Genomic DNA, 21,465 nt, shown 5'->3' with positions numbered 1-21,465 from the left:
TGCTTCTATGAACATCAGTCATTTCCGGCAGAAAGTATCTAAAAAAAAGCAATTTGTTTATTTATTTATTATCCCGGTTATCTTCGCTGTTATTTCTCTGATTATTAGACAGGAATTCGGTCCATATTGGCTTGGAATAAACTCTGATCCTGAGTATGCTTATCTCCTAAATTTTTTAAATATCATCCAATTCCAAACACCTGGTCATACCGATCATCCGGGCACTACTCTACAAGTTTTTGGTGCTATTGTTATTCAAATAACTTATTTTATTCAGTACCTGACGAATTCTGTTGTTTCTAATATTACAGAATCTGTACTGCAAAATCCTGAGTTTTATTTGATCACTGTCAACACCATCCTGCTTCTTATCATAACATCTTGCTTGTTGCTGGTGGGTTTAGTTGCTTTTGCATTCTCTCAGAATATTGCGTTGAGTTTACTATTACAGTTAGGACCTTTTTTGTGGACTCCCCTACAAGAATCCACCCGTGTGAGACCGGAAACCCTACTACTTTCTTTGACTCAAGTGTTGGTGATTCTGCTGCTATTTTATCTTTACTCAGAGAGAGCCCGATTGCCTAAATTTGCCCTAGCTATCGGTATAGTTTTGGGATTAGGGATATCCACAAAAGTCACATTTATCCCCATGATACTGGTGATTATGCTGCTTCCTGGTTGGTTTCAGAAAGGATTAGCAATTTTTACAACAATAGTCACGTTTTTTATTACAACATCTCCTATTTTTTCCCAATACCCTCGTCTTTTTAATTGGTTGACGTCGATTGCGACCCATACAGGACACTATGGCAGTGGTAATCCAGGTTTAGTTGATATTTCAAATTTACCAAGCACCTTTATTAACTTGATTCCCCAGGATAGATTTTTCTTTTATACTGTTGGCTTATCGGTATTAAATTTCTTCATTGTTACTGTTTGGTTTTGGTTGGCTAGACCGACCTTACAAAATTTCGATTTACAACACAAATACTCTCCTATCGTCCCCGTTCAAAAGCTTTATTTATTGTACTTATGTCTTTTGTTGATTATTGGGTTTCAAATAATGCTTACGTTAAAACACCCTGCTACTCATTATTTAATCCCATCTATGGGGTTATGTAGTCTGCTGATTTGGGTGCAAGTTACTCTATTTGAACAACAACTGACTACTCTTTTACAACCAAGTATTTATGCAAAACTAAGTCTACTTGTGTTAACGGTGTATGTGACAGCAAGTGCCGCAGTTACTTATCAGCTAATGTTACAGGATAAAAATAGTCATCAATCTTATAGGGGTGAAATTAAAACTATTAATCAGTTGATTAAGCAAAATTACAATAATTGTATTCACGTAAGATATTATCGGTCTAGCGATAGACAATATGCACTCAAGTTTGGTAACGATTTTGCTTCAAATCGGTTTTCTAAGGTCTTATAATATAGTTTTCCTGATGGATTTTTCTACAATATCTGGTCTCGTAAATATGAATCTTTTAATCAAGAATTAGATTTAAGTAATCTTATAGAGAAGAATTGCATTATTTTTCAGGGTAGCCCCTTGAACGAAGCACATTATTCACAATTCATGCCAAGCACAACAATAGAAATAATTTTTGAGGGTCAGAGCGAAAGCCTTTACAAGCTAATACAAAAGCCCAATGACGAAATAAAGTAGGTGGGCAGCTAGGGCAAACCCATCTAATCCTCATAACCCAGCTTAGAAAAGAGTTTGACTAACCCTAATTATTAATTACTGGTAAAAAAGACGCTCCCTTCTGCTTTCGCCGATATTTTTATTGGCAAGGTGAGCGATGGTTAGTAATTGATGAGTTACAAGCTAAGTCTTGGAAATCGGTACAAAGTGTCGGAATTGGTGGAGACCAGACATCGATTTATGTGGTGATGAGTCGTACCTTTCAACCAGGACAATTACAACCCTGGGTTGACCTAAGTGATGAGGTGCAAACCTTGGATGATTATGAATGGTTGAAGTTCGAGCAGCGTTTTTGAGATCAGGTAACTTGGAAAATATTTTTGAGTGCCTCAGTGGTCAAGTGTTGTGTGATCAATGCTTATCCCAACTATAGCGCTATAAAATTTGTTGGTAATTAGATCACCTTTGCTGTGAAATTAATAGCGCTATATGAATTGGAACAATAAACATAGCGCTATATAAAACCACTAACAACACTGAATAAAGCTAGCGCGCTTATTAAGCTAACGGCCAAGATACTATAACGCTACATTAATTCATTAGCTAACACTCTGATGATTAAACTATAGCGCTATTTAATTTCTTGCCAATACTGTTTAGATCACCTGTCCCACAAAGCAATAGCGCTATAGTAATTTGACTAATAAGATTAATCAAACTACATCAACGATCTAGTACTTTACTTCCCACTCTAAACTCAAACCTATAACACTATATAAACAACATGATATTAAGTTATGTAACAGATTTTTGGAAAACACTAGCGCTATTTAAAAATCTGTGTTATATTAAAATCATGATCAAACAATAGCGCTAGACTAAAAGGCAAAGACATGGCAGCACAACAGATAACTACAATTGGAACCACTCAAGCAGCTTATCTTTTAGGAATTTGTGTCCAACGAGTTCGCCAACTCCTCAAAAGCGGCAGAATTAAAGGCGCTCAAAAAGTTGGCAGATTTTGGCAAATTCCCCTATTTAACGGCATGCCCAGAGTCATTCCTGGTAAGCGTGGACCAAAAGGAACCTGGAAAAAAGTTGCTCAAAAGGTGGCGACTTACATCCACGTCAACCAGCAAATTATTAAGGAAAATAGAAAATACGATACTTACAAGCCTGTCCTGACCGTCAAACAAGGCAACCGCAACACCTACGGTCATTATGTAGAAATCAAAGGCCCATCTCGCTTAGTTTATCAACCCAATTGTCCTAAGCATTGTGGGGCTACGGTGTGGCTAGAAGTTGACCCAGCTGTTGAAATTCTGACTAAAGTTTTTGGTTAGCATCAGATGTTGAAGGTTGTTCGCCTTTGGCGTTCCCCTAGGGTAGATTGAAGGTTGACCGTTGCCGGTTGCCTTTTGCCTTTTGCCTTTTGCTGCTAATCCATGAAACGACTAATCTCCATTGCCATCAGCCTAATCATCCTAGGGGTAATTTATACCAAAATTGACTTTCCCGAACTGATCGCTGTATTTAAAGAATGCGATCGCATGTGGATGGCGATTAGTCTGGGCATGGTGATTCCGATCACCCTGTTTACGGCTTGGCGACTGCAACAACTAATGCCTACAGGTTCCCAACTCCGATTTTGGGAAGCCAATCGCCTGATTTTAGCTGCCAGTACCCTGAATATGGTCTTGCCCTCCAAAATGGGAGATATTGCTAAAGCCTACTTTATGAAGCAGCGGGGTAATTTAGCTGGGAGCTTGTCGTTAGCCATCGTGATTTTCGAAAAAGCTTGTGACATGCTGTCTCTACTGCTATGGTGTGTCTTTGGTTTATTACTATATCCGGGCAAAAATGACTTCTTTTGGCTGATGACCGCTGGGATAATTTTCGGGTTAATTCTAGGGCTATTCCTGCTAAGCTCCCGCAAATTTGCCCATTTATTTTTCTTGCTGACAAAAAAAATTGCACCCAAAAAATTCCGCTCAAAGCTAGAAAAAATGCAAACTTCTTGGGGGGAAATGCACGGCTACTTCTGGCATGACCCCAAGCAGTTATTCAAAATTACCCTAACTTCAATTTTTATCTGGTTCTTACACTTATTGCAAATTTGGTTATTTATCCTCGCCCTCAACGCCTGGACACCCTTTTTAACCAATCTCGCTCTGTCCCCCCTAGCCATTTTAGCGGGATTGTTACCACTAACCTTTGCGGGGGTTGGCACCCGTGACGCTGCGCTAATTTTCTTCTACCAACCCTATTTTCCGGCTGCTACAGCTGCCGCCTTAGGGTTGCTGTGTACTTCCCGCTACCTACTTCCCGCCATTGGTGGATTACCCTTTCTAGGACAATATTTGACTACAGTGCGTAACTTGGGAAAAAAACCTTCTTAATTTGACTGTTGTCAAGGGGAGATGTATGTTAAATTTATTTAAATTCGGAGCAGTTTAGTTAATATTTTTTTAAACAACCGCTCAGGGATGGCACAATTCCCCAACAGCAAATACTATAGTCTGTAGCGGAAACCCATCCTTCAACAGGCAGCTAAAATGCTCAATAGTAATGGTCGTGAGGGAAAAAGGTGAGGCAACAATCTATGTTAATCAGTCGCAGAACTTTACCCCCTAGCTCTGGCAAGCGGGTCAAACCTAATCCAACGGTTCATAAAAACTTCACCAAGTGGAAAACTAGTTGGCAACCTACCAATCAGACACTAGCTGAGCCAATAATTGACCGTAAAAGAGTGGAAAAATCTCTCTTAGCAGTCCAACAGAGATATCGGTCTCTATTTGAAAACTCCACTGATGGTATCTTTAAAATTACCCCTGATGGTTACTATATAGCCTGCAACCCATCACTAGCTAGACTATATGGCTATGAATCACCTAACCAATTCCTCAGTCATGTAACTGGTGTTGGGGAGTACCTTCACAAAGATCCCCAGCGACGCTATCAATTCCTTGAACTACTGCACTTGAGGGGTTTGGTAGAGGATTTTGAATCCCAGGTCTATCGCCAAGACGGCACCCTAATGTGGATTTGCGAAAGTGCTTGGGCAGTGCGTGATGCTACTGGTTACATTCTATACTACGAAGGTTTTGTAAAAGATATTACTAAACAAAAATTAACTGAAGCAGCTTTACAAGCAGCACAAGCAAAATTAGAAGCCCAAAGCCAGGAACTGGAGAATGTCTTAAAGAAGCTGCAACTGGCTCAAGAGCAGTTAAAGCAAAGTGAAACAATGTCCACCTTAGGACAGTTATGCGCTGGTGTTGTTCACGAAATCAACAATCCACTTAACTTTATCTGTGGAAATGTGACTCCAGCAAGGGACTATAGCGAAGATTTATTAAGACTGTTGGGATTATATGTCAAACACTATCCCCAGCCTGTAGCCGAAATTCAACAGTACGCCGATGCAATTGACCTAGATTTCCTAATCCAAGATTTTCCCAAAGCCCTATCATCCATGGGATTAGGTGCAGAACGCTTGCAACAGATTGTGCAGTCAGTGCGCCACTTTTCCCGACAGCAGACCGATGAAAAGCAGCGCGTGAATATTCATCAAGGGATTGATAGTACTCTGACTATCCTCCATAATCGCTTAAAGCCCAAAGGAAACAATCCCGGGATTACCGTGACCAAGGACTATGGAAAACTCCCTTTAGTGGAGTGCTACTCTGGTCCAATCAACCAAGTGTTGATGAACCTGCTGTGCAATGCCATTGATGCTCTAGAAGAGGCACAGGTTAATAGGTTCTTTGTTAGAGGTTCTTCACCTGTTCAGGTAGACAGGTTTAAGGTTCGAGTTTCCCCTCAGTCTTCTGATTCCCCGCAAGGTGTAAATCAAAAGACACCAGCACTGCCTAATATCACCATTCGGACAGAATTTATAGGCAGCAATGGTGATCTTGGGGACAGTTCTGGTGGACAGGTCGTGATCAGAATCATCGATAATGGTCCGGGAATGACAGAAGAGGTTAAACAGAAGATATTTGAACCATTCTTCACCACCAAATCAATCGACAAGGGAACTGGCTTAGGGCTAGATATCTGCCGGAAAATCGTTGTTGAACAGCATGGCGGTCAAATCCTATGTACCTCTAATCCCGGTAAGGGAACAGAATTTGCGATCGCAATTCCTGTAGGTTCATATCATAAAGGCTTGCAGGCAAAAGAGACGAACCAATCACCAATGACTAACGACCAATGACTAATGACTAATGACTAATTAAACTTTTGCCTCCAAAGACTTGAGATATTCAGTATTGACTCCCGATTCTCGGGTTAGGGCGATTTTGCCAGTCCGGGCAATTTCGCGGATACCAAACTTATTCAGCATTTGGGTCAGTGCTACCATTTTACCTGGGTCTCCCACAACTTCTAGAGTTAGTGACTCCTCAGATGTATCTACGACATGGGCACGAAACACCTGGGCTAATTCAATAATCTCGGAGCGGGTGGAACTAGTAGTGTTAACCTTGAGCAGCATCAACTCCCTTTCGACACAGGGAATTGTGGTAATATCCTGTACTTTGAGGACATTAATTAGCTTATAGAGTTGCTTAGTCAGCTGCTCAATGCTGCTGTCATCTCCAGGTACTACCATCGTAATTCGAGATATACCAACCTGCTCAGTTGGTCCAACGGCAAGACTTTCGATATTGAAGCCTCTACGGGCAAATAAACCAGCAATGCGAGTTAGAACACCGGCTTCATCTTCAACTAAAACGGAAAGGGTATGTTTCATAGTTTGACTTGGGAGTGGTGGGGGCGTGTGCTGCCTAAATTGCTATCAACGTGATTTATTGGTGAGACTGTTGAGTGGTTAAGTGTTGACTAGCCCGATACTTTTTAGCTACCAAAGTCTACCAAGATAGACTTTTGCCCGCCAATGCAAGATGCTTTCACATCCAGGGGGTATCTCCGCGCTTCTCTGACGGAATATCCCGCGAGCGCCATAAAAATGTCAAAAAAGCTGGTTCCACCGGGATAGAGAGCGCAACTATTAAACCCTTGGTTTTCGGCTTTAATTTAAGTTACATAATAATCCCTGTCGGTGTTACCCTAATTTAATTCTAACAAATAATAAGAGTTTTTGGGAGACTCTGCGACATTTTCTCTAGCTGTTTACTAACCCTTTTTTAAGGGGGGATAAGGGATGAGCAACGGTTAACTGTTAAGTTTTTTGAAGCTAAGCGTCAACGGTCAACGGTAAACCAACTACCATTTTATCCAGGTTTTGAGTAACCAAGAACTCTAGTAACAGTGTGCTGTATCTAAAGATATATTTTTTCTGAAACTAGGCAGCTAATTGCCAAATTCCTCGGTAACATAAAAATCGATAAAAACTGATTGGAGTGAAACACAATATTTATGGGTTGGTTACAACGACTTTTTGGATTTGGAAGCCCAGAGGAAGCTGCCGCAGCTAGTACCCCTTCAGAAGATGCACCAGCAGGAGATGACATTCCCCCAGAACGACTGGGGTTAAATGGAGAATACGACCAAAGCGGCCTTGCCAAGCGAGTTGTTTGGGCTTTTGACCAAGACAACGACCTGGATGACGAGGAGAGGCTCTGGGTTGCTCAAACTGGCGGTAAAGTTGTGCTGAAAGGAGAAGTAGCTAGCCAGGAGGTTCTAGATAAGATGGTTGATGTTGCCTCAGGTGTAGATGGTTGCACGGAGGTTGACACTGATCAAGTGAGCGTCGGCTAATAGGGATTTTGGGTATAATCAAACCTTAGCTCCTAGCCACTCTAACAGGATCAGATTCACCTGTTCCGGACATTCATCGTGGGGACAGTGACCAGCATGATCTAACTCCAATAGCTCTAAATTAGGATTGAGTTTAACAAACTTGCGAGCTAAGATGGGGGGAATCATTCGGTCTTTTAGTCCCCACATCAATAGCATAGGAATATCTAATGTAGGTAATAGGGATTTGACCGGTAGACTAAAGTTAGGAGCACTCATCCCTCTCAAAAGTCTACTAAAGGTTGCCGCAGCTCCGGGATCGGTGGCAGGTACACTCAGAATTTCTACTAAATCATCTGTAACTGCCTCTGGATTAGCATAAGCTAACCCTGCCCACTTACGAACAACCGTTGGACGTCGTACTACGTAAAATAGGGCTTTGAGTAGCACTGGTGATGCCACTAGATTCTCAACTGTTGAGACTATCGGTCCGAGCCAACTAGGAATGGCTTCTTCTCGGGCTTGGAAATCTGGTAAATTAATCATCACCAGACCTTTAACCATCTCTGGATGGGTTGCTGCTGCTCCTAGACCAACTAGGGAACCAATGGAGTTACCTACTAACACTACGGGTTTTTGGATAAATGTTTGCCAAAATTCATAAACCTGAGCTACCCAAAGGTCAATGGTGTAGTCAACCGCAGCTTTCCGGGATGCCCCAAAACCCAGCAGATCTAAAGCATAAACGGTATGATGTTGACCGATTACGTCTAGGTTATTACGCCAATGCCCGACCGAAGCACCAAACCCATGAAGCAGAATAACTGGTGTTGTCGGCTGGACAGTTAGGGGTTGGGGTGGGCGAAAATAGGTATAACGGATCGGCCAACCCCGCCAGACCCAATCCCTTTGACTACCAACTCGTTGCTGCCAATGCAAAGATTTGGTCACAAACTGCCTCAACTTCAAAAATATTTACAAAGCTTCTTGTGTCCATTATGCCTTCCCTATCAGGCAAAGGAGTAAGTTATAACTATTCCATCGGCCTTAGTTTCCTACGTGATGTTAATAATTTGAACAGAAACAAGAAAGGAATTAGTAAAATGGCAAGTGTATGTAGTAAGTCTATTTTTTGATTAATCCACTTAAGAAAATAAACAAACGCCTGTGAGTGATAATAGAAGACGCCAACGCGATCTACCCCAAATTAACGAAAGAATTAGGTTTCCCAAGATTAGAGCCATTGATACCGATGGGGCACAGCTGGGTATAATCACACCTCAAGATGCCCTGCGGATTGCTGAGGAAAAGGAGTTAGATCTTGTCCTGGTTAGTGACAAGGCAGATCCGCCAGTTTGTCGCATCATGGACTATGGCAAGTACAAATTTGAACAAGAGAAGAAAGCCCGTGAAGCCAAGAAGAAGCAGCACACGGCTGATGTCAAAGAAGTGAAGATGCGCTACAAAATAGAAGACCATGACTACAATGTGCGGGTCAATCAAGCGGAGCGCTTCCTGAAATCTGGCGATAAGGTCAAAGCTACCATTACCTTCCGAGGTCGAGAAATCCAACACAGTAATTTAGCTATGGCACTACTCGAGCGCATGGCTAATGATTTACAGGAATTGGCAGAAGTCCAGCAAGCCCCTAAGCGGGAAGGTCGCAACATGATGATGTTGCTCTCCCCCAAAAAATAGTGGTTATAGTGATTGGTCATCAGTGATTGGTCATTAGTGATTGGTCATTAGTGATTGGTCATTAGTCATTGGTCATTAGTCATTGGTAGCCACATGTGCAGGTGCCTGGAATTCATGTCTGAATACGTATGCACGGAGCAAGCAGCTTAAAATACCAAGGACTAGTGACGAAGGACTAGTGACGAAGGACGAAGGACTCTATGAAATTGCCATCTCCGACTCGCCTGAAGGGTGACTGGGTTAGAACAATCCTAGAGTGGGTGAATCTTCGCCCAGAAGAAGGCGAGCGGACATTGTTGATGTTCGCCTTCCATACCACCACTTCCATTGGACTGCTTTGGTTAGAGTACAGTGCCATTGCCTTGTTTCTAGAGAAATATGGCGCGAAGTGGTTACCGGTGATTTATATTGCTAGTTCCGTGATCTGCTCTGGGTTGGGAGTATTATACTCCTGGTTGCAGAGCATTTTACCCCTGAGGTCAGTCTTGGTAGCGATCGCAATCCTAGCTGCCTTACCCTTGTTAGTGTTCCGCCTAGGCTTGGAGATTGAGTATGGCTATATTACTGTAGTCACTATCTTTCTATTGCGATTGTGGATGGATGCGGTGTACATCCTCAATGACCTTAATTCCCAGGTAGCGGCTAATCAATTATTCAACATTCGGGAAATTAAGCGTACTTATCCCCTCATCTCCAGTGGACTTTTGGTAGCTGATGTCCTCTCTGGCTTCTCATTACCTCTATTATTGCTGTTAGTGGGACTCAACAATGTGGTGGCTTTTGGGTCTGGCATGATGCTCCTCGGAGCACTGATCTTGGTTTATCTATGTCAGCACTACCAGCAAGCCTTTCCTAACTCCCCAGCACGACAGTGGGAAGAAATGGAGCCAGACTTTGCTGTGCGTCAGCCGAGTCAATCCCTCAGACAGTATGTCATCCCTTTATTTGCCTTTTTTATCTTAGGGGAAGCCCTGTACCTCCTAATTGAATTTCAGTATATGGGTCAATTGGAGGACAAACTGGATAGTTCAGCCATTGCTGGTTTTCTGGGTATATTCAGTGGCACTTTGGGACTTTTTGAACTGGTGACCCAATGGTTTATCTCTAGTCGGGTGATTGATCGCTTTGGTCTTTTCCTAAGCGCTATGGTATTACCTGGTTCTTTATCTGTGATTGGCTTAGTTACCCTAGCTAACATGGCAAGTTGGCTAAATTTTAATATTGGGTTGTTGCCTAGCTGGATAACAGGGCTATTTATTAGTGTAGTCTTACTCCGATTCGTTGATGAACTATTGCGCTTTACTTTAATTGCTAGTGTTCAACCGGTACTCTTCCAAGCCTTACCATCAGGGTTACGCTCTGTGGTGCAGACTACTGTACAAGGGATTGCCAAACCCATGACTACTGGCATTACTGGTCTTGGGATTTTAGCTACCATTGGGCTGCTGGATTGGGCTTTCCCCAATTTTGAGCCATTGCGGCATTGGGTGTTTATTCTAATGGTAGTGATTTTTGCCCTATTATGGCTGCTGAGTACCTGGTTGATGCGGGCTAATTATGGTTCATTGCTGCTGATCAATGCTGAGCAAGGACGTTTGGGTTCTGCCAATACCAATTTGCTGGATACTAAGACCGTCTTTGAGGAAGCGGTAAAGCGACTGAAAACTGAGCCGAAGAACCGCTCTGCTTACATTCAACTGTTGTATCAAATGGCTCCGGAAAAAGCGAGTAAGGTTCTTTCTCCCTTGCTGGGAGAAATGTCTACAGATTTGCAGCGCCAGAGTTTAGAGGTGATGTTGCCCTATCCCAACCCAGATTGTCTAAAAGATGTGTCTGGGTTGATTGATCAAAGACCACCAGTAGAAGTCCTGGCCTTAGCATTGCGCTATCTTTGGCTGGCTCAGGAAGACCTGAATATTCGGACAATTAAGCCTTATCTACAACCGGCTGTTGACCCAACTGTAAGAGCTACAGCAGCTGCATTAATTATGGGTCGGGGTACACCAAAAGAGAAATTTGAAGCCGTCAAAACCCTGCGGCGGATGCTCACCTCAAAAAAAGAGCAAGAACGGTTGATGGGTACCCGAGCTTTGGCAGAGATGGATTACTTGGAATCCTTGGTGGTTTATATTGATGACCTGTTAAGGGATAAGTCATTAAAGGTACGCTGTGCTTGTTTAGAGGTGATTGCTGCTAAAAGATTTGAAAAGTACTATCCGTCTTTAGTCAAGGCACTCTACTACACCTCTACCCGCAATGCTGCTCGTATGGCTTTGGTCAAGCAAGGGGATGAAGCCATTCCTTTATTGAGGGTTTTGTCTGAAGATATTCACAAGCCAGACCCAGTCAGGCGGCAAGCTTGGATGGCTCTCGGTGAGATTGGCAGACTCCAGGCTATAACTCAGAAGGGTACTCCTGAAGCTATGAAGCATTTGGTACAACAGTTGATGAGTAGTTGGGGGACAACCCGTCGTAATATTCTCACGATCCTGCTGAAGATTCCAGGGGAAGTTGGGATTGAAGCGGTGATGAACGAGTTAGGGCGTAGGGTCGTAGAAGCCTTAATTGAGCAAGAATTGATGTTTTTGGGTCAAATTTATGGCGCACTGCTGGATTTGACCTCAAAGAAAATAGCTGGACTGGAGGCAGATTTGCTGCGGCAGGGGCTTAATGATCTTCAACAAGATCTGGTGGATGTGTGTTTCTTACTCATGAAGTTTCTTTATCCATCGAGTGCCATCAAAGCAGCTGAGTTTAATCTAGCATCCCATTCTCGGTCAAACATTGCCCTAGGGTTAGAAATTTTGGATAATACCCTAGATATTCCTAATAAGAAAGTATTTTTGTCAATTTTAGACCGGCGTTCTCTGAAAGAAAAATTAGCTGCCCTAGTGGATTTAGTGCCTTATCAACCCATGAGTGTAAGCGATCGCTTACGTCGGTTAATCGAGTTACGACATTTCTTGTCAGATTGGCCCCTAGCCTGTTGTTTTCATGTGGCCAGAGCAGCACACTGCTCCCTAGCACCAGCAGCGGCTCTGAGTTGCCTACGTCATCCTACCGGTTTTGTGCGGGAAGCGGTTGTGGCTTATCTCAAAGAGATGTCACCTCGTGCTTGTGCAGAGTTGTTGCCAGTGCTTAGGAATGACCCAGATCCCTTGGTAGCTGCTCAAGCACAAGAGATTATCGGATAGTTTGATCAGTATAGTTGCCTATTGTTTGTACACTTTGCTGGCATCATCTCTAATCTCTGATGGCAGTGGACAGTAGACCTAGGGGTGAAATAATGTCTGAAATTACCACAGTACAGTGGTTGAATCTTAATTCCACGTCTAGGTCTAGTTAACCATTAACTATCAACAATTAGCGGTATGGGTTAAACTTGTATTTTACTACACAACGGCTAATCCCTAGCAGCCAACCGCTAACCTAACCGCTAACCAATGTTATCTAGCATTGATCGTTTAATTTTTATCAGGGGTGTCCCAATTTTTCACGAATTGCGGGACGATTTTCTGATGCGACTAGCCTCTGTGATGGACGAGCTAGACTTTCCTTCTAACCATACCATCTTTGCTCAAGGGGAAGAGGGTAGGGAACTTTATATTGTAGTCTCAGGTTTGGTAAGAGTTCACATTGGTGAGCGGAATTTGGCACAGTTCAAGCAAGGAGCCTGCTTTGGGGAGATGTCCTTGTTTGATGCAGAACCTCGTTCCGCTTCTGTGACCACCATCGAACCTTGCCATTGTTTGATGTTGACACAGCTACAACTCTATGATGCCATTGATGAGACACCAGAATTTGCAATTAAGATTATTCGTATGCTGTCCCGCCGTATTCGCGAACTTAACAGAAATTTGAATGCTGATCAGGTTAAAAAAGCACCATCGGATTTGAGAAGGGTCGGAAGTCGTTTAACTGATTTCCGTGCTTAAGATAAGTCCTAGTTTTTTGATACTAGTTTTTTTGGGTACTAGACGTGGCTCGTAGGTCCGTTAATCATTAACTTAATCAGCAACATCGGTTTATAATTAACAGTAACTATGTCTTTTGTTGGTCTACACATTCACAGTGATTATAGCCTACTAGATGGAGCATCTCAGCTACCAGCACTGGTGGATCGAGCTGTTGAGTTGGGAATGCCTGCGATCGCACTGACAGATCATGGTGTGATGTATGGTGCTATTGAACTGATTAAAGTTTGCCTAAAAAAGGGCATTAAGCCGATAATCGGTAACGAAATGTATGTGATTAATGGGGATATTGAGGTCAAGAAGCGTTACCGAAAATATCATCAAGTAGTCTTAGCTAAAGATACCCAAGGCTACAAAAATTTAGTAAAAATAACAACTATTTCTAACCTGAAAGGGATGCAAGGAAAAGGAATTTTTGCTCGTCCCTGTATTAATAAAGAATTACTGGAGCAATATCACGAAGGGTTAATTGTTACTAGTGCTTGTTTGGGGGGTGAAGTTCCCCAAGCTATCCTAAAAGGTGACTTAGATCAAGCCCGTAAAGTAGCTAAGTGGTACCAAGATGTTTTTGGGGATGATTACTATTTAGAGATTCAAGACCACGGCTCTGTAGAAGACCGAGTGGTTAATGTTGCTATTGTCAAAATCGCTAATGAGTTAGGTATTAAAATTATTGCGACTAATGACTCCCACTTTATCTCCTGCTATGACGTAGAAGCTCATGACGCTTTGCTGTGTATTCAAACCGCTAAACTGGTTACGGAAGAGAAACGGATGCGCTATAGTGGCACGGAGTATCTCAAGTCAGCAGAGGAAATGAAACGGCTGTTTCGAGATCATTTACCGTCGCAGGTGATAGAGGATGCGATCGCAAATACCTTAGAAGTGGCAGATAAAGTCAAGCACTACAATATTATGGGGGAACCTCGCATCCCACACTACAAGGTATCCAAGGATTATACCCCTGACACCTATTTAGAAGAAATTACCTGGAACGGACTGATGAAGCGGCTAAAGTGTCGCTCTCGTAGTGAAATTGATCCAGTGTATAAAGCCCGGCTGGAGTATGAGTTAAAAATGCTCCAGCAGATGGGATTCTCTACCTACTTTTTAGTGGTTTGGGACTACATCAAATATGCCAGAGACAATGATATTCCCGTTGGTCCGGGTCGTGGTTCAGCAGCAGGTTCTCTAGTGGCTTATGCCTTAGAAATTACCAACATTGACCCCGTACATCATGGGCTACTGTTCGAGCGCTTTCTCAATCCAGAGCGGAAATCAATGCCAGATATTGACACAGATTTCTGCATTGAAAGACGGGATGAGGTGATTAAATATGTCACTCATCTTTATGGTGAAGACCGAGTAGCCCAGATTATTACATTTAACCGCATGACCTCTAAAGCGGTATTAAAAGATGTAGCGAGAGTGTTAGGAATTGCTTACCAAGACTCTAATCGTATGGCTAAGATGATTCCAGTGGCGCGAGGTAAGCCAGCCAAACTCTCAGTGATGATTTCTGATCAGACACCAACACCAGAGTTTAAAGAGGCTTACGATCAAGATCCGGAAGTTCGTCGCTGGGTGGATATGGCGATTCGGATTGAAGGGACAAATAAAACCTCTGGTGTCCATGCTGCTGGTGTGGTTATTTCAGCAGACCCTTTAGATGAAATTGTGCCATTACAGCTGAATAATGATGGTGCAGTGATCACCCAGTATTTTATGGAAGACCTGGAAGCTCTGGGACTCCTGAAAATGGATTTTTTGGGACTGAAGAACCTAACGACTATTCAGAAAACCAAAGAGTTAGTTAAAAAGACTAAAAATATTGAACTCGATTTAGATGAGATTCCCCTAGAAGAAATTAAATCTAGGAAAATTTTAGCCAAAGGTGAACAGAAGAAAAAACCCCCATATGTTCAAAAAACTTACGACCTTCTAGAAAAAGGCCAGTTAGAAGGAGTATTCCAATTAGAATCTTCGGGAATGCGTCAGGTGGTGCGAGACCTGAAACCTGACAGTATTGAAGATATTTCTTCAATTCTAGCTCTTTATCGCCCTGGTCCTCTGGATGCTGGTCTGATTCCTCAGTTTATTAATCGTAAACATGGTCGAGAAAAAGTAGAGTATCAACATCCTCTATTAGAGCCTATTTTAAGGGAGACTTATGGAATTCTATGTTTACCGAAAGGTACGTTAATTGATCAGCCCGATGGGTCTTATGTGCCCATTGAGGAAATTAAATCTGGCGACCTAGTATTAACCTCTGATGGTAAACAAGTTTGGCCAGCAAGGGTAGCCAAACAATGGCGCAGTGGTATCAAAGACATCCTGAAAATTACGTTATCTAGTGGTACAGTTATCTATTCCAGTAAAAACCATCGCTTTTTAACACCAGATGGAGACAAATTTGCCTATGAGCTGAAACCAGTAAACCCAGTCGTCAAGAATGCTAATGGTTTGGCTTCTCAAGTTTATGAAAAATTCCCTGGAGCTAGCAAGAGTTTAGACCCGGTGGTGCGTTACGGGACGGGCTGTTCCAAAGCTGGCTACGAGGCGGAAAATCAGGGCGACCCCGTCCCTAACGCACCCTACGGAACTCTACAGGCAACGCTAGCCAGACCGAAAGAGTCACATTACAAGACTTGGGATGTTCGGATAGTTTATGTTACTGCTGTTGAAGAGAGTGGGCAACAGGAGTGTTTTGATCTACAAATGGAGGAACAATCTTCCCCATACTTTCTGGCTCATGGCGTAGTAGTTCATAACTGCTTTCAGGAAAGCATCATGCGGATGGCCCAGGATTTGGCCGGTTATTCTCTAGGTCAAGCGGATTTACTGAGGCGGTGTTTGAGTGGATCAACTGAGATCGTGGATCCAGCAACCGGTCGTTTAGTTTCCCTGAGGGAGATTGCTTCTAAATCTAGTTACTGGTTGGGACGAAAGGTTTTTTCCCTGGATTTAAAGACCAAAAAAATTACCCAACGACCAATTATCGAAATTCATCCTAATGGGATTCGTGATGTTTGGGAGATTACTACCAAAACTAACCGCCACATTCGCGCAACGGATGATCATCTTTTCTACACCACTCTAGGATGGAAGCCTCTGAAGGAGTTTACCATAGGAAGCCCGATCGGTTTAGCGAAAACATTACCAATTAGCTATACTCGTGAACTATCGAATAGTAAAGGTAAGCTAACTGATAATATCATTAGACTTCTTTCAGAAGTTGGTAACAGGGAAAGGGTAACAGGGAACAGTGGACAAGAATTAACGCAAACAGTTGCGACTCGGAGTTTAGCACGTCACCAAGGCATTGCTGACTCAGATATTTTATGGGATGAGATTGTTGAACTGAAGTATCTTGGCCAAGAGGAGGTTTTTGATTTAAGTATTGCTGAAACTCATAACTTTATTGCCAATGACTTTATTGCTCACAATTGTATGGGTAAGAAGAAAGTGGCTGAGATGCAGAAGCATCGGGAAATTTTTATTGATGGTTCAACCAAAAATGGCGTGACTCAAGACATAGCTGAAGAGTTATTTGACCAAATGATTAAATTTGCTGAATATTGTCTCAGCTATGATACCGAAATTATAACAGTAGAGTATGGGCCGATGGCGATTGGTGAGATTGTCGAAAAAGGTATCCTATGTACTGTTTATAGCGTTGATAGTAATGGCTATGTTTATACCCAACCTATTGCTCAGTGGCATAACCGGGGAGAGCAAGAGGTGTTTGAATATATTCTCGAAGATGGCTCAGTGATTCGAGCCACAAACGATCATAAATTTATGACGATTGATGGTCAAATGTTGGCAATTGATCAGATATTTGAGGGAGGATTGGAGTTGAAACAGTTAGGGGAGTTGCCTTTAGGGTTAGTTGAGAAAGTTAGTTAATGTTTATGTAGTTTTGTGTAAGCATTCAGCTTATGCGCATTGCGCATTGGCGCACGCTACGCGAACGGCGCACCCTAGGCAAACGGGAACAGTCTACATAGGTAAGCATTCGTTTAATCTCTATTACAGAAAGCTGATGGCTGATAGCTGAATGCTTAGATAACTACTAACTATTAATACTGAAAATCACATCGTTACCGCCACCACCAAGAATATCATCACCATCTCCGCCATCTAGATAATTATTACCTTCTGTTGTCGAGGAAGACGAAAATGCAATGGCGATCATATCATTTTTAGGGTTGATAGTAATAGCTAATTCTCCGTAAAGGCTATCATCGCCACTACCACCAATTAGTCTATCATCTCCACGCTCACCAGCGATCGCATCATTACCTGCGTTGCCGTTAAGCAAATCATTGCCATTTTTGCCATCAATTAGATCATTACCATCCCCACCGTTAATAGTATCGTTACTATCCCCACCGGTCAGAGTATCAGTAACCGTTGAGGGAATCGTGGAAGCAGAAAAAGACGATTAAAAATCGATAGAAAAATCTCTAGAAAACAAAAAAAAGTATTCTCTGGGGTAGCATACTCCGGTAAAATGAAAAGTATAATACCAAAACTGAAGAATTGTAAACTAATATTAAGTAAAGCCATACATCGATTGAGTGTTTTTTCCTCTATGACCACCCAGTTTTTTGCTTCCCAGTGTGTGGAAATGACTGTGCCACAGGAATCTGTGCCGATTCAGCACTACTTGCGTCAGCCGGAACGGATAGTTTATGCGATCGCAGACCTGAATCGCATCCAACAACTGACTCAGAAGCGTTTTCGCCTGAAAATGAATCCATTACACTTTATGTCCTTGACATTTCAGCCCACGGTAGATCTAGAAGTGTGGGCAGAATCTGACGCTACTGTTCATCTGAGGTCTGTCGGTTGTGAAATTATAGGATTGGACTACATCAATCAACGCTTTGCACTGCAATTAACCGGAAAACTGCATCCTTGGGAAGATGACGGAGTGACTAAGCTCACCGGCAGAGCGGATTTAACTGTCAAGGTTGATGTGCCCTTACCTTTTTCCCTTACTCCCAAGCCAATCTTAGAAACCACTGGCAATGGTTTGCTCAAAAGCGTTTTGGTCAGGATTAAGCAAACGTTGATGAACCAGCTGTTATTGGATTATCGTCAATGGGCTCGCAATGGCACCCAAACCAATATTTATACTCAGCACCAACCACCAGGAGCTCCCGCCATCTGATCTAGCAATCGCTGTGGGAGTGGTGAGGGTGGGGAGATGGGAAGATGGGGAGATGGGGAGATGGGGAGATGGGGAGATGGGGAGATGGGGAGATGGGGAGATGGGGAGATGGGGAGATGGGGAGATGGGGAGTTTCTCGGTAATTTTTGCCTATTGCCTATTGCCTATTGCCTTTCCTTAAGGGAGTATGTTCAAAATAACCCTTAACCCTTCATCCTTGATAATTCCTTGTGACAAAGAGTATTACTAATCTCCCAATTAAAGCTGGTATAGTTGGTACTGGGTTTGCGGCTAAGCTACGAGCGCAGACATTGCAAACGGATTCGCGATCGCATTTAGTGGCTGTCTGTGGTCATACCCCTGCCAAAACCCAAGAGTTTGCTGAAACCCACGGCACTACAGTGGTTGATTCTTGGCAGCAATTGGTAGAACACCCGGAGCTTGATCTAGTATTTATTAGCACGATTAATCGGGATCATGGCAAAATTGCCCGTGCTGCTCTTAATGCTGGGAAACATGTTGTCACTGAATATCCCCTTTCCCTTGACCCCAAAGATGCCGAATCCCTGATTACCCTTGCCAACGCTAAGGGTAAGCTCCTCCATGTAGAACATATTGAGCTTTTAGGGGGCTTGCATCAAGCCTTGCGCCAATCCTTGCCCAAAATTGGTCAACCGGTTTATGCCCGTTACGTAACTATTGCGCCCAAACACCCTGCACCCCGCAGCTGGACATACAATCTGGAACTATTTGGCTTTCCCTTCATTGGTGCTCTTTCTCGCATTCACCGCTTTACAGACTTGTTTGGTGAGGTCGCTTCTGTGTACTGTCAATCCCAGTTTTGGGATGCTGGTGATCAGTACTTTACTGCCTGTCTATGTAATGCCCAACTGCGCTTTACTAGTGGTCTAATCGCAGATATTACTTATGGTAAAGGGGAAATGTTCTGGCAGAGGTTACGGAATTTTGAGGTCCATGGAGACCAAGGCACACTGCTGTTTGAGGGAGACCAAGGTAATCTGATTAAGGGAGAGGAAAGCAAACCAATTGAAGTAGCAGGGCGACGGGGTTTGTTTCTGAAAGATACCGCTATGGTAATTGACCATCTAGTTAAAGGAACACCCCTGTATGTCTCGACCGTAGATAGTTGTTATACTCTCAAAGTGGCAGATGCATTACGTCAGTCCGCAGCTACAGGTAATGCGATCGCGTAGCGTGGCCTACGGCCAATCGCTTTATTGTAGTGCTAAGTAATCAGCGATCAGCTATCAGCTTATAGATCACAGGCTAGAAGCCTGTGCCGCTAGAAGCCTGTGCCACAGTACTTGAGGTGCTTTTGAATCAAATCAGCTGACGGCTTACACTTATCATTTTAAATAATTTATACCTAAAGATATATACCATAAAATTTAACTCAATCTTGTATAAATTACCTAAACTATATAAAACTTAACAAATATTTTAAACTTCATTACAAAATCAGATATGCCGTTGGGATACCATGATATCTTCTGTAACATACATCGAGTCGCGGTTCCTATGGGCTGATTGGACACGCAGCTTTCCCGCTCTCGAACTACCTAATGGTTAAGTTAGACAAGGAGGACACTTTGGATTTGCATTCTACTCAACCCCACAATGATCATGCTTGTGAAGGCATTAGCGATTATGTCGCGGAGCTTCAGTTTCACATGGCACTCCACGCCCGCAAATTAGTTCCTAACCTCACTAAAGCAGCAGATAGTAGAGAGCAACTATTGCAGCAAACCCAAGCTAATTTTGAAAAACTAGTTTCCCGACAATCCCGTTCACAGTGATAAAGCCTTAGCTCGATTTGCAGCAATCAACGATTCTGTATACTGTAGCGCCTCTTGCCAAACCTGATAGCCAAGAGGCGTTAAGTGTATGCCATCGGTTGTCAAGTTGTGCTGCATCTGACCTTTACTATCAGTAAATAACTTGTGAAGATTGAGATAAGCTGCTCCTTCTTGTTGAGCAATCTTAGCAATTTGTTGATTAAGATTACGAATGCGCTGATTAGAAATAGCAGTAGCTCGTGTCGGTAAAATCGATTGGATAATCAGTTGAGCTTGTGGGTGATTTTGCCGCAATTGACGAGTAATCTGGCGCAGGTTGTTGAGAATAACTTGATCGGTTTTCCCCTGACGCAAATCATTGATACCTGCCATCACATAAATTGTATCAGGACGAGTCTGGGAAAATGCCGATAATCGACTCAAAATTTGACTGGTATTCTCACCAGAAATGCCTTGATTGAGCCACAGTTGATATTTAGGTAATCCCTGTGCCGGTAACCACAAACTTAGGGAATCTCCCACTACCATAGACAGACGATTGTTACCCTGTCCGTAGGTAACAGCTCTGGCTTCCTGTGCCAAGAGTTGTTTCCATTGCTGATAGGTAGGTTTTGTGAGAGGGACTCCTTTGTGATTTAATCCCTTTGCCCAAAACGATGAGAAACTATGAGCAGGTAAGCGAGTATAAAGTTTGCCAGCTCTGAGGGCAGCTAATCGTTGGTAATATAGTTCCGTTCCCGATTTTGGTGAAGGAGTAGCAGGTCGATAGTTGGGTAAACGTTGCTGATACTTTATTTGCTGATACTTTAATACTTTAGCAGGGCTACGTTTCTGCCATTGACTACTAAATTGAGGAGAGGAGTTTTCTACAGTGGTTTCTACAGTAGGGACAATCTTATGACTAACCCCAGCCTGCAATGCTTTATTAGCTGTTGAAACTAACAGGCTTGAGAGGCTATCTGAGGGATTGGCAGGTAGGGGTGGTGGTGGTGGAGCAGACATTGCTCCTCCAGTCAATAGACTTGTTGTTAACAGATATAAATTGCTCATAATTTGCCCACTTTCCTCTCTATACTCTTTTCACATCAAGCAATGGAGGAAATCCGGACAAATTTAAAGCGTTTCTAATATTGTGTCAGGATAATGGCGTTGCTGAATGTTTGAATGAATATGAGTAGAGTGGGCATCCTGCCCGCCCGGAAATATATTGAAACTGGCAAGATGCCAGTTCCACGCAAGATGCCCATTCCACAAAACTCTTAAAATCATTCCATTATTCAGCAACGCCAACATAATTACCCTTAATCAAATCTCCCCATCTCCCCATCTCCCCATCTCCCCATCTCCCCATCTCCCCATCTTCCCATCTCCCCATCTCCCCATCTCCCCATCTCCCCATCTCCCCATCTCCTTAATGATGGGTATTCAAAGAAATCCCCA

18 protein-coding genes and 1 pseudogene are annotated in these 21,465 nt (G+C 42.9%); 13 read left to right on the top strand and 6 right to left on the bottom strand.

What is annotated here, in order from left to right; genetic code table 11:
- Positions 1 to 7 precede the first annotated feature (7 nt).
- The 4 genes from F6K49_RS15990 to F6K49_RS15975 all read left to right on the top strand — a co-directional run bounded on the left by F6K49_RS15990 (position 8) and on the right by F6K49_RS15975 (position 5,873).
- Positions 8 to 1,438 (top strand): hypothetical protein, encoded by a 1,431-nt coding sequence (locus F6K49_RS15990; RefSeq protein WP_293098197.1) that lies wholly within the window; start codon positions 8 to 10, stop codon positions 1,436 to 1,438.
- 1,109 nt (positions 1,439 to 2,547) lie between these two features.
- Positions 2,548 to 2,997: a helix-turn-helix domain-containing protein gene (locus F6K49_RS15985; RefSeq protein WP_075901083.1), complete on the top strand. Its 450-nt coding sequence runs from the start codon at positions 2,548 to 2,550 to the stop codon at positions 2,995 to 2,997.
- Positions 2,998 to 3,099: 102 nt separating this feature from the next.
- On the top strand, positions 3,100 to 4,053 hold the full coding sequence (locus tag F6K49_RS15980; RefSeq protein ID WP_075901081.1) for a lysylphosphatidylglycerol synthase transmembrane domain-containing protein: 954 nt from the start codon (positions 3,100 to 3,102) through the stop codon (positions 4,051 to 4,053).
- A gap of 203 nt (positions 4,054 to 4,256) precedes the next feature.
- Complete coding sequence (locus F6K49_RS15975) at positions 4,257 to 5,873, top strand: ATP-binding protein (RefSeq protein WP_075901079.1); 1,617 nt, start codon at positions 4,257 to 4,259, stop codon at positions 5,871 to 5,873.
- Positions 5,874 to 5,891: 18 nt separating this feature from the next.
- Here F6K49_RS15975 and ilvN read toward each other — a convergent pair whose 3' ends face one another.
- Positions 5,892 to 6,410, bottom strand: a complete 519-nt coding sequence (ilvN, locus tag F6K49_RS15970) for an acetolactate synthase small subunit (protein ID WP_293058011.1) — start codon at positions 6,408 to 6,410, stop codon at positions 5,892 to 5,894.
- A gap of 626 nt (positions 6,411 to 7,036) precedes the next feature.
- Here ilvN and F6K49_RS15965 point away from each other — a divergent pair.
- Positions 7,037 to 7,378: a BON domain-containing protein gene (locus F6K49_RS15965; RefSeq protein ID WP_075901075.1), complete on the top strand. Its 342-nt coding sequence runs from the start codon at positions 7,037 to 7,039 to the stop codon at positions 7,376 to 7,378.
- 18 nt (positions 7,379 to 7,396) lie between these two features.
- Here the strand turns inward: F6K49_RS15965 and F6K49_RS15960 are convergent, their stop codons facing one another.
- Positions 7,397 to 8,308: an alpha/beta fold hydrolase gene (locus F6K49_RS15960; RefSeq protein ID WP_075901073.1), complete on the bottom strand. Its 912-nt coding sequence runs from the start codon at positions 8,306 to 8,308 to the stop codon at positions 7,397 to 7,399.
- Between the two features lie 216 nt (positions 8,309 to 8,524).
- Here F6K49_RS15960 and infC point away from each other — a divergent pair, with 216 nt between their 5' ends.
- The 4 genes from infC to dnaE all read left to right on the top strand — a co-directional run bounded on the left by infC (position 8,525) and on the right by dnaE (position 16,938).
- A complete protein-coding gene (gene infC, locus F6K49_RS15955; RefSeq protein ID WP_075901071.1) occupies positions 8,525 to 9,055 on the top strand; it encodes a translation initiation factor IF-3 in 531 nt (176 codons plus the stop codon).
- A 200-nt stretch (positions 9,056 to 9,255) separates the two neighbouring features.
- The gene (locus F6K49_RS15950) at positions 9,256 to 12,249 is read left to right on the top strand and encodes an MFS transporter (protein WP_293098194.1); all 2,994 of its coding nucleotides are present in this window, start codon (positions 9,256 to 9,258) and stop codon (positions 12,247 to 12,249) included.
- Between the two features lie 249 nt (positions 12,250 to 12,498).
- A complete protein-coding gene (locus tag F6K49_RS15945) occupies positions 12,499 to 12,990 on the top strand; it encodes a cyclic nucleotide-binding domain-containing protein (protein ID WP_293023467.1) in 492 nt (163 codons plus the stop codon).
- A 108-nt stretch (positions 12,991 to 13,098) separates the two neighbouring features.
- Entirely contained in the window at positions 13,099 to 16,938 is a 3,840-nt protein-coding gene (dnaE, locus tag F6K49_RS15940) for a DNA polymerase III subunit alpha (RefSeq protein ID WP_293098192.1), read from the top strand.
- A gap of 166 nt (positions 16,939 to 17,104) precedes the next feature.
- Here the strand turns inward: dnaE and F6K49_RS15935 are convergent, their stop codons facing one another.
- Both F6K49_RS15935 and F6K49_RS53405 read right to left on the bottom strand, forming a co-directional pair.
- Positions 17,105 to 17,353: a hypothetical protein gene (locus tag F6K49_RS15935; RefSeq protein ID WP_293037844.1), complete on the bottom strand. Its 249-nt coding sequence runs from the start codon at positions 17,351 to 17,353 to the stop codon at positions 17,105 to 17,107.
- A 6-nt stretch (positions 17,354 to 17,359) separates the two neighbouring features.
- Positions 17,360 to 17,431: pseudogene (locus F6K49_RS53405) on the bottom strand (calcium-binding protein); the annotation flags it as partial.
- Between the two features lie 195 nt (positions 17,432 to 17,626).
- Here F6K49_RS53405 and F6K49_RS15930 point away from each other — a divergent pair.
- The 4 genes from F6K49_RS15930 to F6K49_RS15915 all read left to right on the top strand — a co-directional run bounded on the left by F6K49_RS15930 (position 17,627) and on the right by F6K49_RS15915 (position 20,025).
- A complete protein-coding gene (locus F6K49_RS15930; protein WP_293098204.1) occupies positions 17,627 to 18,208 on the top strand; it encodes a DUF1997 domain-containing protein in 582 nt (193 codons plus the stop codon).
- A gap of 60 nt (positions 18,209 to 18,268) precedes the next feature.
- The gene (locus F6K49_RS15925; RefSeq protein ID WP_293098190.1) at positions 18,269 to 18,415 is read left to right on the top strand and encodes a hypothetical protein; all 147 of its coding nucleotides are present in this window, start codon (positions 18,269 to 18,271) and stop codon (positions 18,413 to 18,415) included.
- A 23-nt stretch (positions 18,416 to 18,438) separates the two neighbouring features.
- On the top strand, positions 18,439 to 19,422 hold the full coding sequence (locus F6K49_RS15920) for a Gfo/Idh/MocA family oxidoreductase (protein WP_293098188.1): 984 nt from the start codon (positions 18,439 to 18,441) through the stop codon (positions 19,420 to 19,422).
- 396 nt (positions 19,423 to 19,818) lie between these two features.
- On the top strand, positions 19,819 to 20,025 hold the full coding sequence (locus F6K49_RS15915; protein WP_293037829.1) for a hypothetical protein: 207 nt from the start codon (positions 19,819 to 19,821) through the stop codon (positions 20,023 to 20,025).
- On the opposite strand, the gene F6K49_RS15910 is transcribed toward F6K49_RS15915, so the two are convergent.
- Positions 20,017 to 21,075, bottom strand: coding sequence for a GDSL-type esterase/lipase family protein (locus F6K49_RS15910; protein ID WP_293023453.1), 1,059 nt, complete (start codon positions 21,073 to 21,075; stop codon positions 20,017 to 20,019). The two genes, F6K49_RS15915 and F6K49_RS15910, sit on opposite strands and share 9 nt — an antisense overlap.
- A 223-nt stretch (positions 21,076 to 21,298) precedes the next feature.
- A complete protein-coding gene (locus F6K49_RS15905) occupies positions 21,299 to 21,424 on the bottom strand; it encodes a hypothetical protein (RefSeq protein ID WP_269087049.1) in 126 nt (41 codons plus the stop codon).
- Positions 21,425 to 21,465: the final 41 nt, after the last annotated feature.

It is taken from the genome of Moorena sp. SIO3I6 (genome assembly GCF_010672095.1).
This window is presented reverse-complemented; position numbering and strand designations above follow the sequence as displayed.

Coding starts and splice junctions, on each gene's coding strand:
- F6K49_RS15990 (WP_293098197.1), top strand. CDS start 8: ATGAACATCAGTCATTTCCGGCAGAAAGTATCTAAAAAAAAGCAATTT.
- F6K49_RS15985 (WP_075901083.1), top strand. CDS start 2,548: ATGGCAGCACAACAGATAACTACAATTGGAACCACTCAAGCAGCTTAT.
- F6K49_RS15980 (WP_075901081.1), top strand. CDS start 3,100: ATGAAACGACTAATCTCCATTGCCATCAGCCTAATCATCCTAGGGGTA.
- F6K49_RS15975 (WP_075901079.1), top strand. CDS start 4,257: ATGTTAATCAGTCGCAGAACTTTACCCCCTAGCTCTGGCAAGCGGGTC.
- ilvN (WP_293058011.1), bottom strand. CDS start 6,410: ATGAAACATACCCTTTCCGTTTTAGTTGAAGATGAAGCCGGTGTTCTA.
- F6K49_RS15965 (WP_075901075.1), top strand. CDS start 7,037: ATGGGTTGGTTACAACGACTTTTTGGATTTGGAAGCCCAGAGGAAGCT.
- F6K49_RS15950 (WP_293098194.1), top strand. CDS start 9,256: ATGAAATTGCCATCTCCGACTCGCCTGAAGGGTGACTGGGTTAGAACA.
- F6K49_RS15945 (WP_293023467.1), top strand. CDS start 12,499: ATGTTATCTAGCATTGATCGTTTAATTTTTATCAGGGGTGTCCCAATT.
- dnaE (WP_293098192.1), top strand. CDS start 13,099: ATGTCTTTTGTTGGTCTACACATTCACAGTGATTATAGCCTACTAGAT.
- F6K49_RS15930 (WP_293098204.1), top strand. CDS start 17,627: ATGACCACCCAGTTTTTTGCTTCCCAGTGTGTGGAAATGACTGTGCCA.
- F6K49_RS15925 (WP_293098190.1), top strand. CDS start 18,269: ATGGGGAGATGGGGAGATGGGGAGATGGGGAGATGGGGAGATGGGGAG.
- F6K49_RS15910 (WP_293023453.1), bottom strand. CDS start 21,075: ATGAGCAATTTATATCTGTTAACAACAAGTCTATTGACTGGAGGAGCA.
- F6K49_RS15905 (WP_269087049.1), bottom strand. CDS start 21,424: ATGGGGAGATGGGGAGATGGGGAGATGGGGAGATGGGAAGATGGGGAG.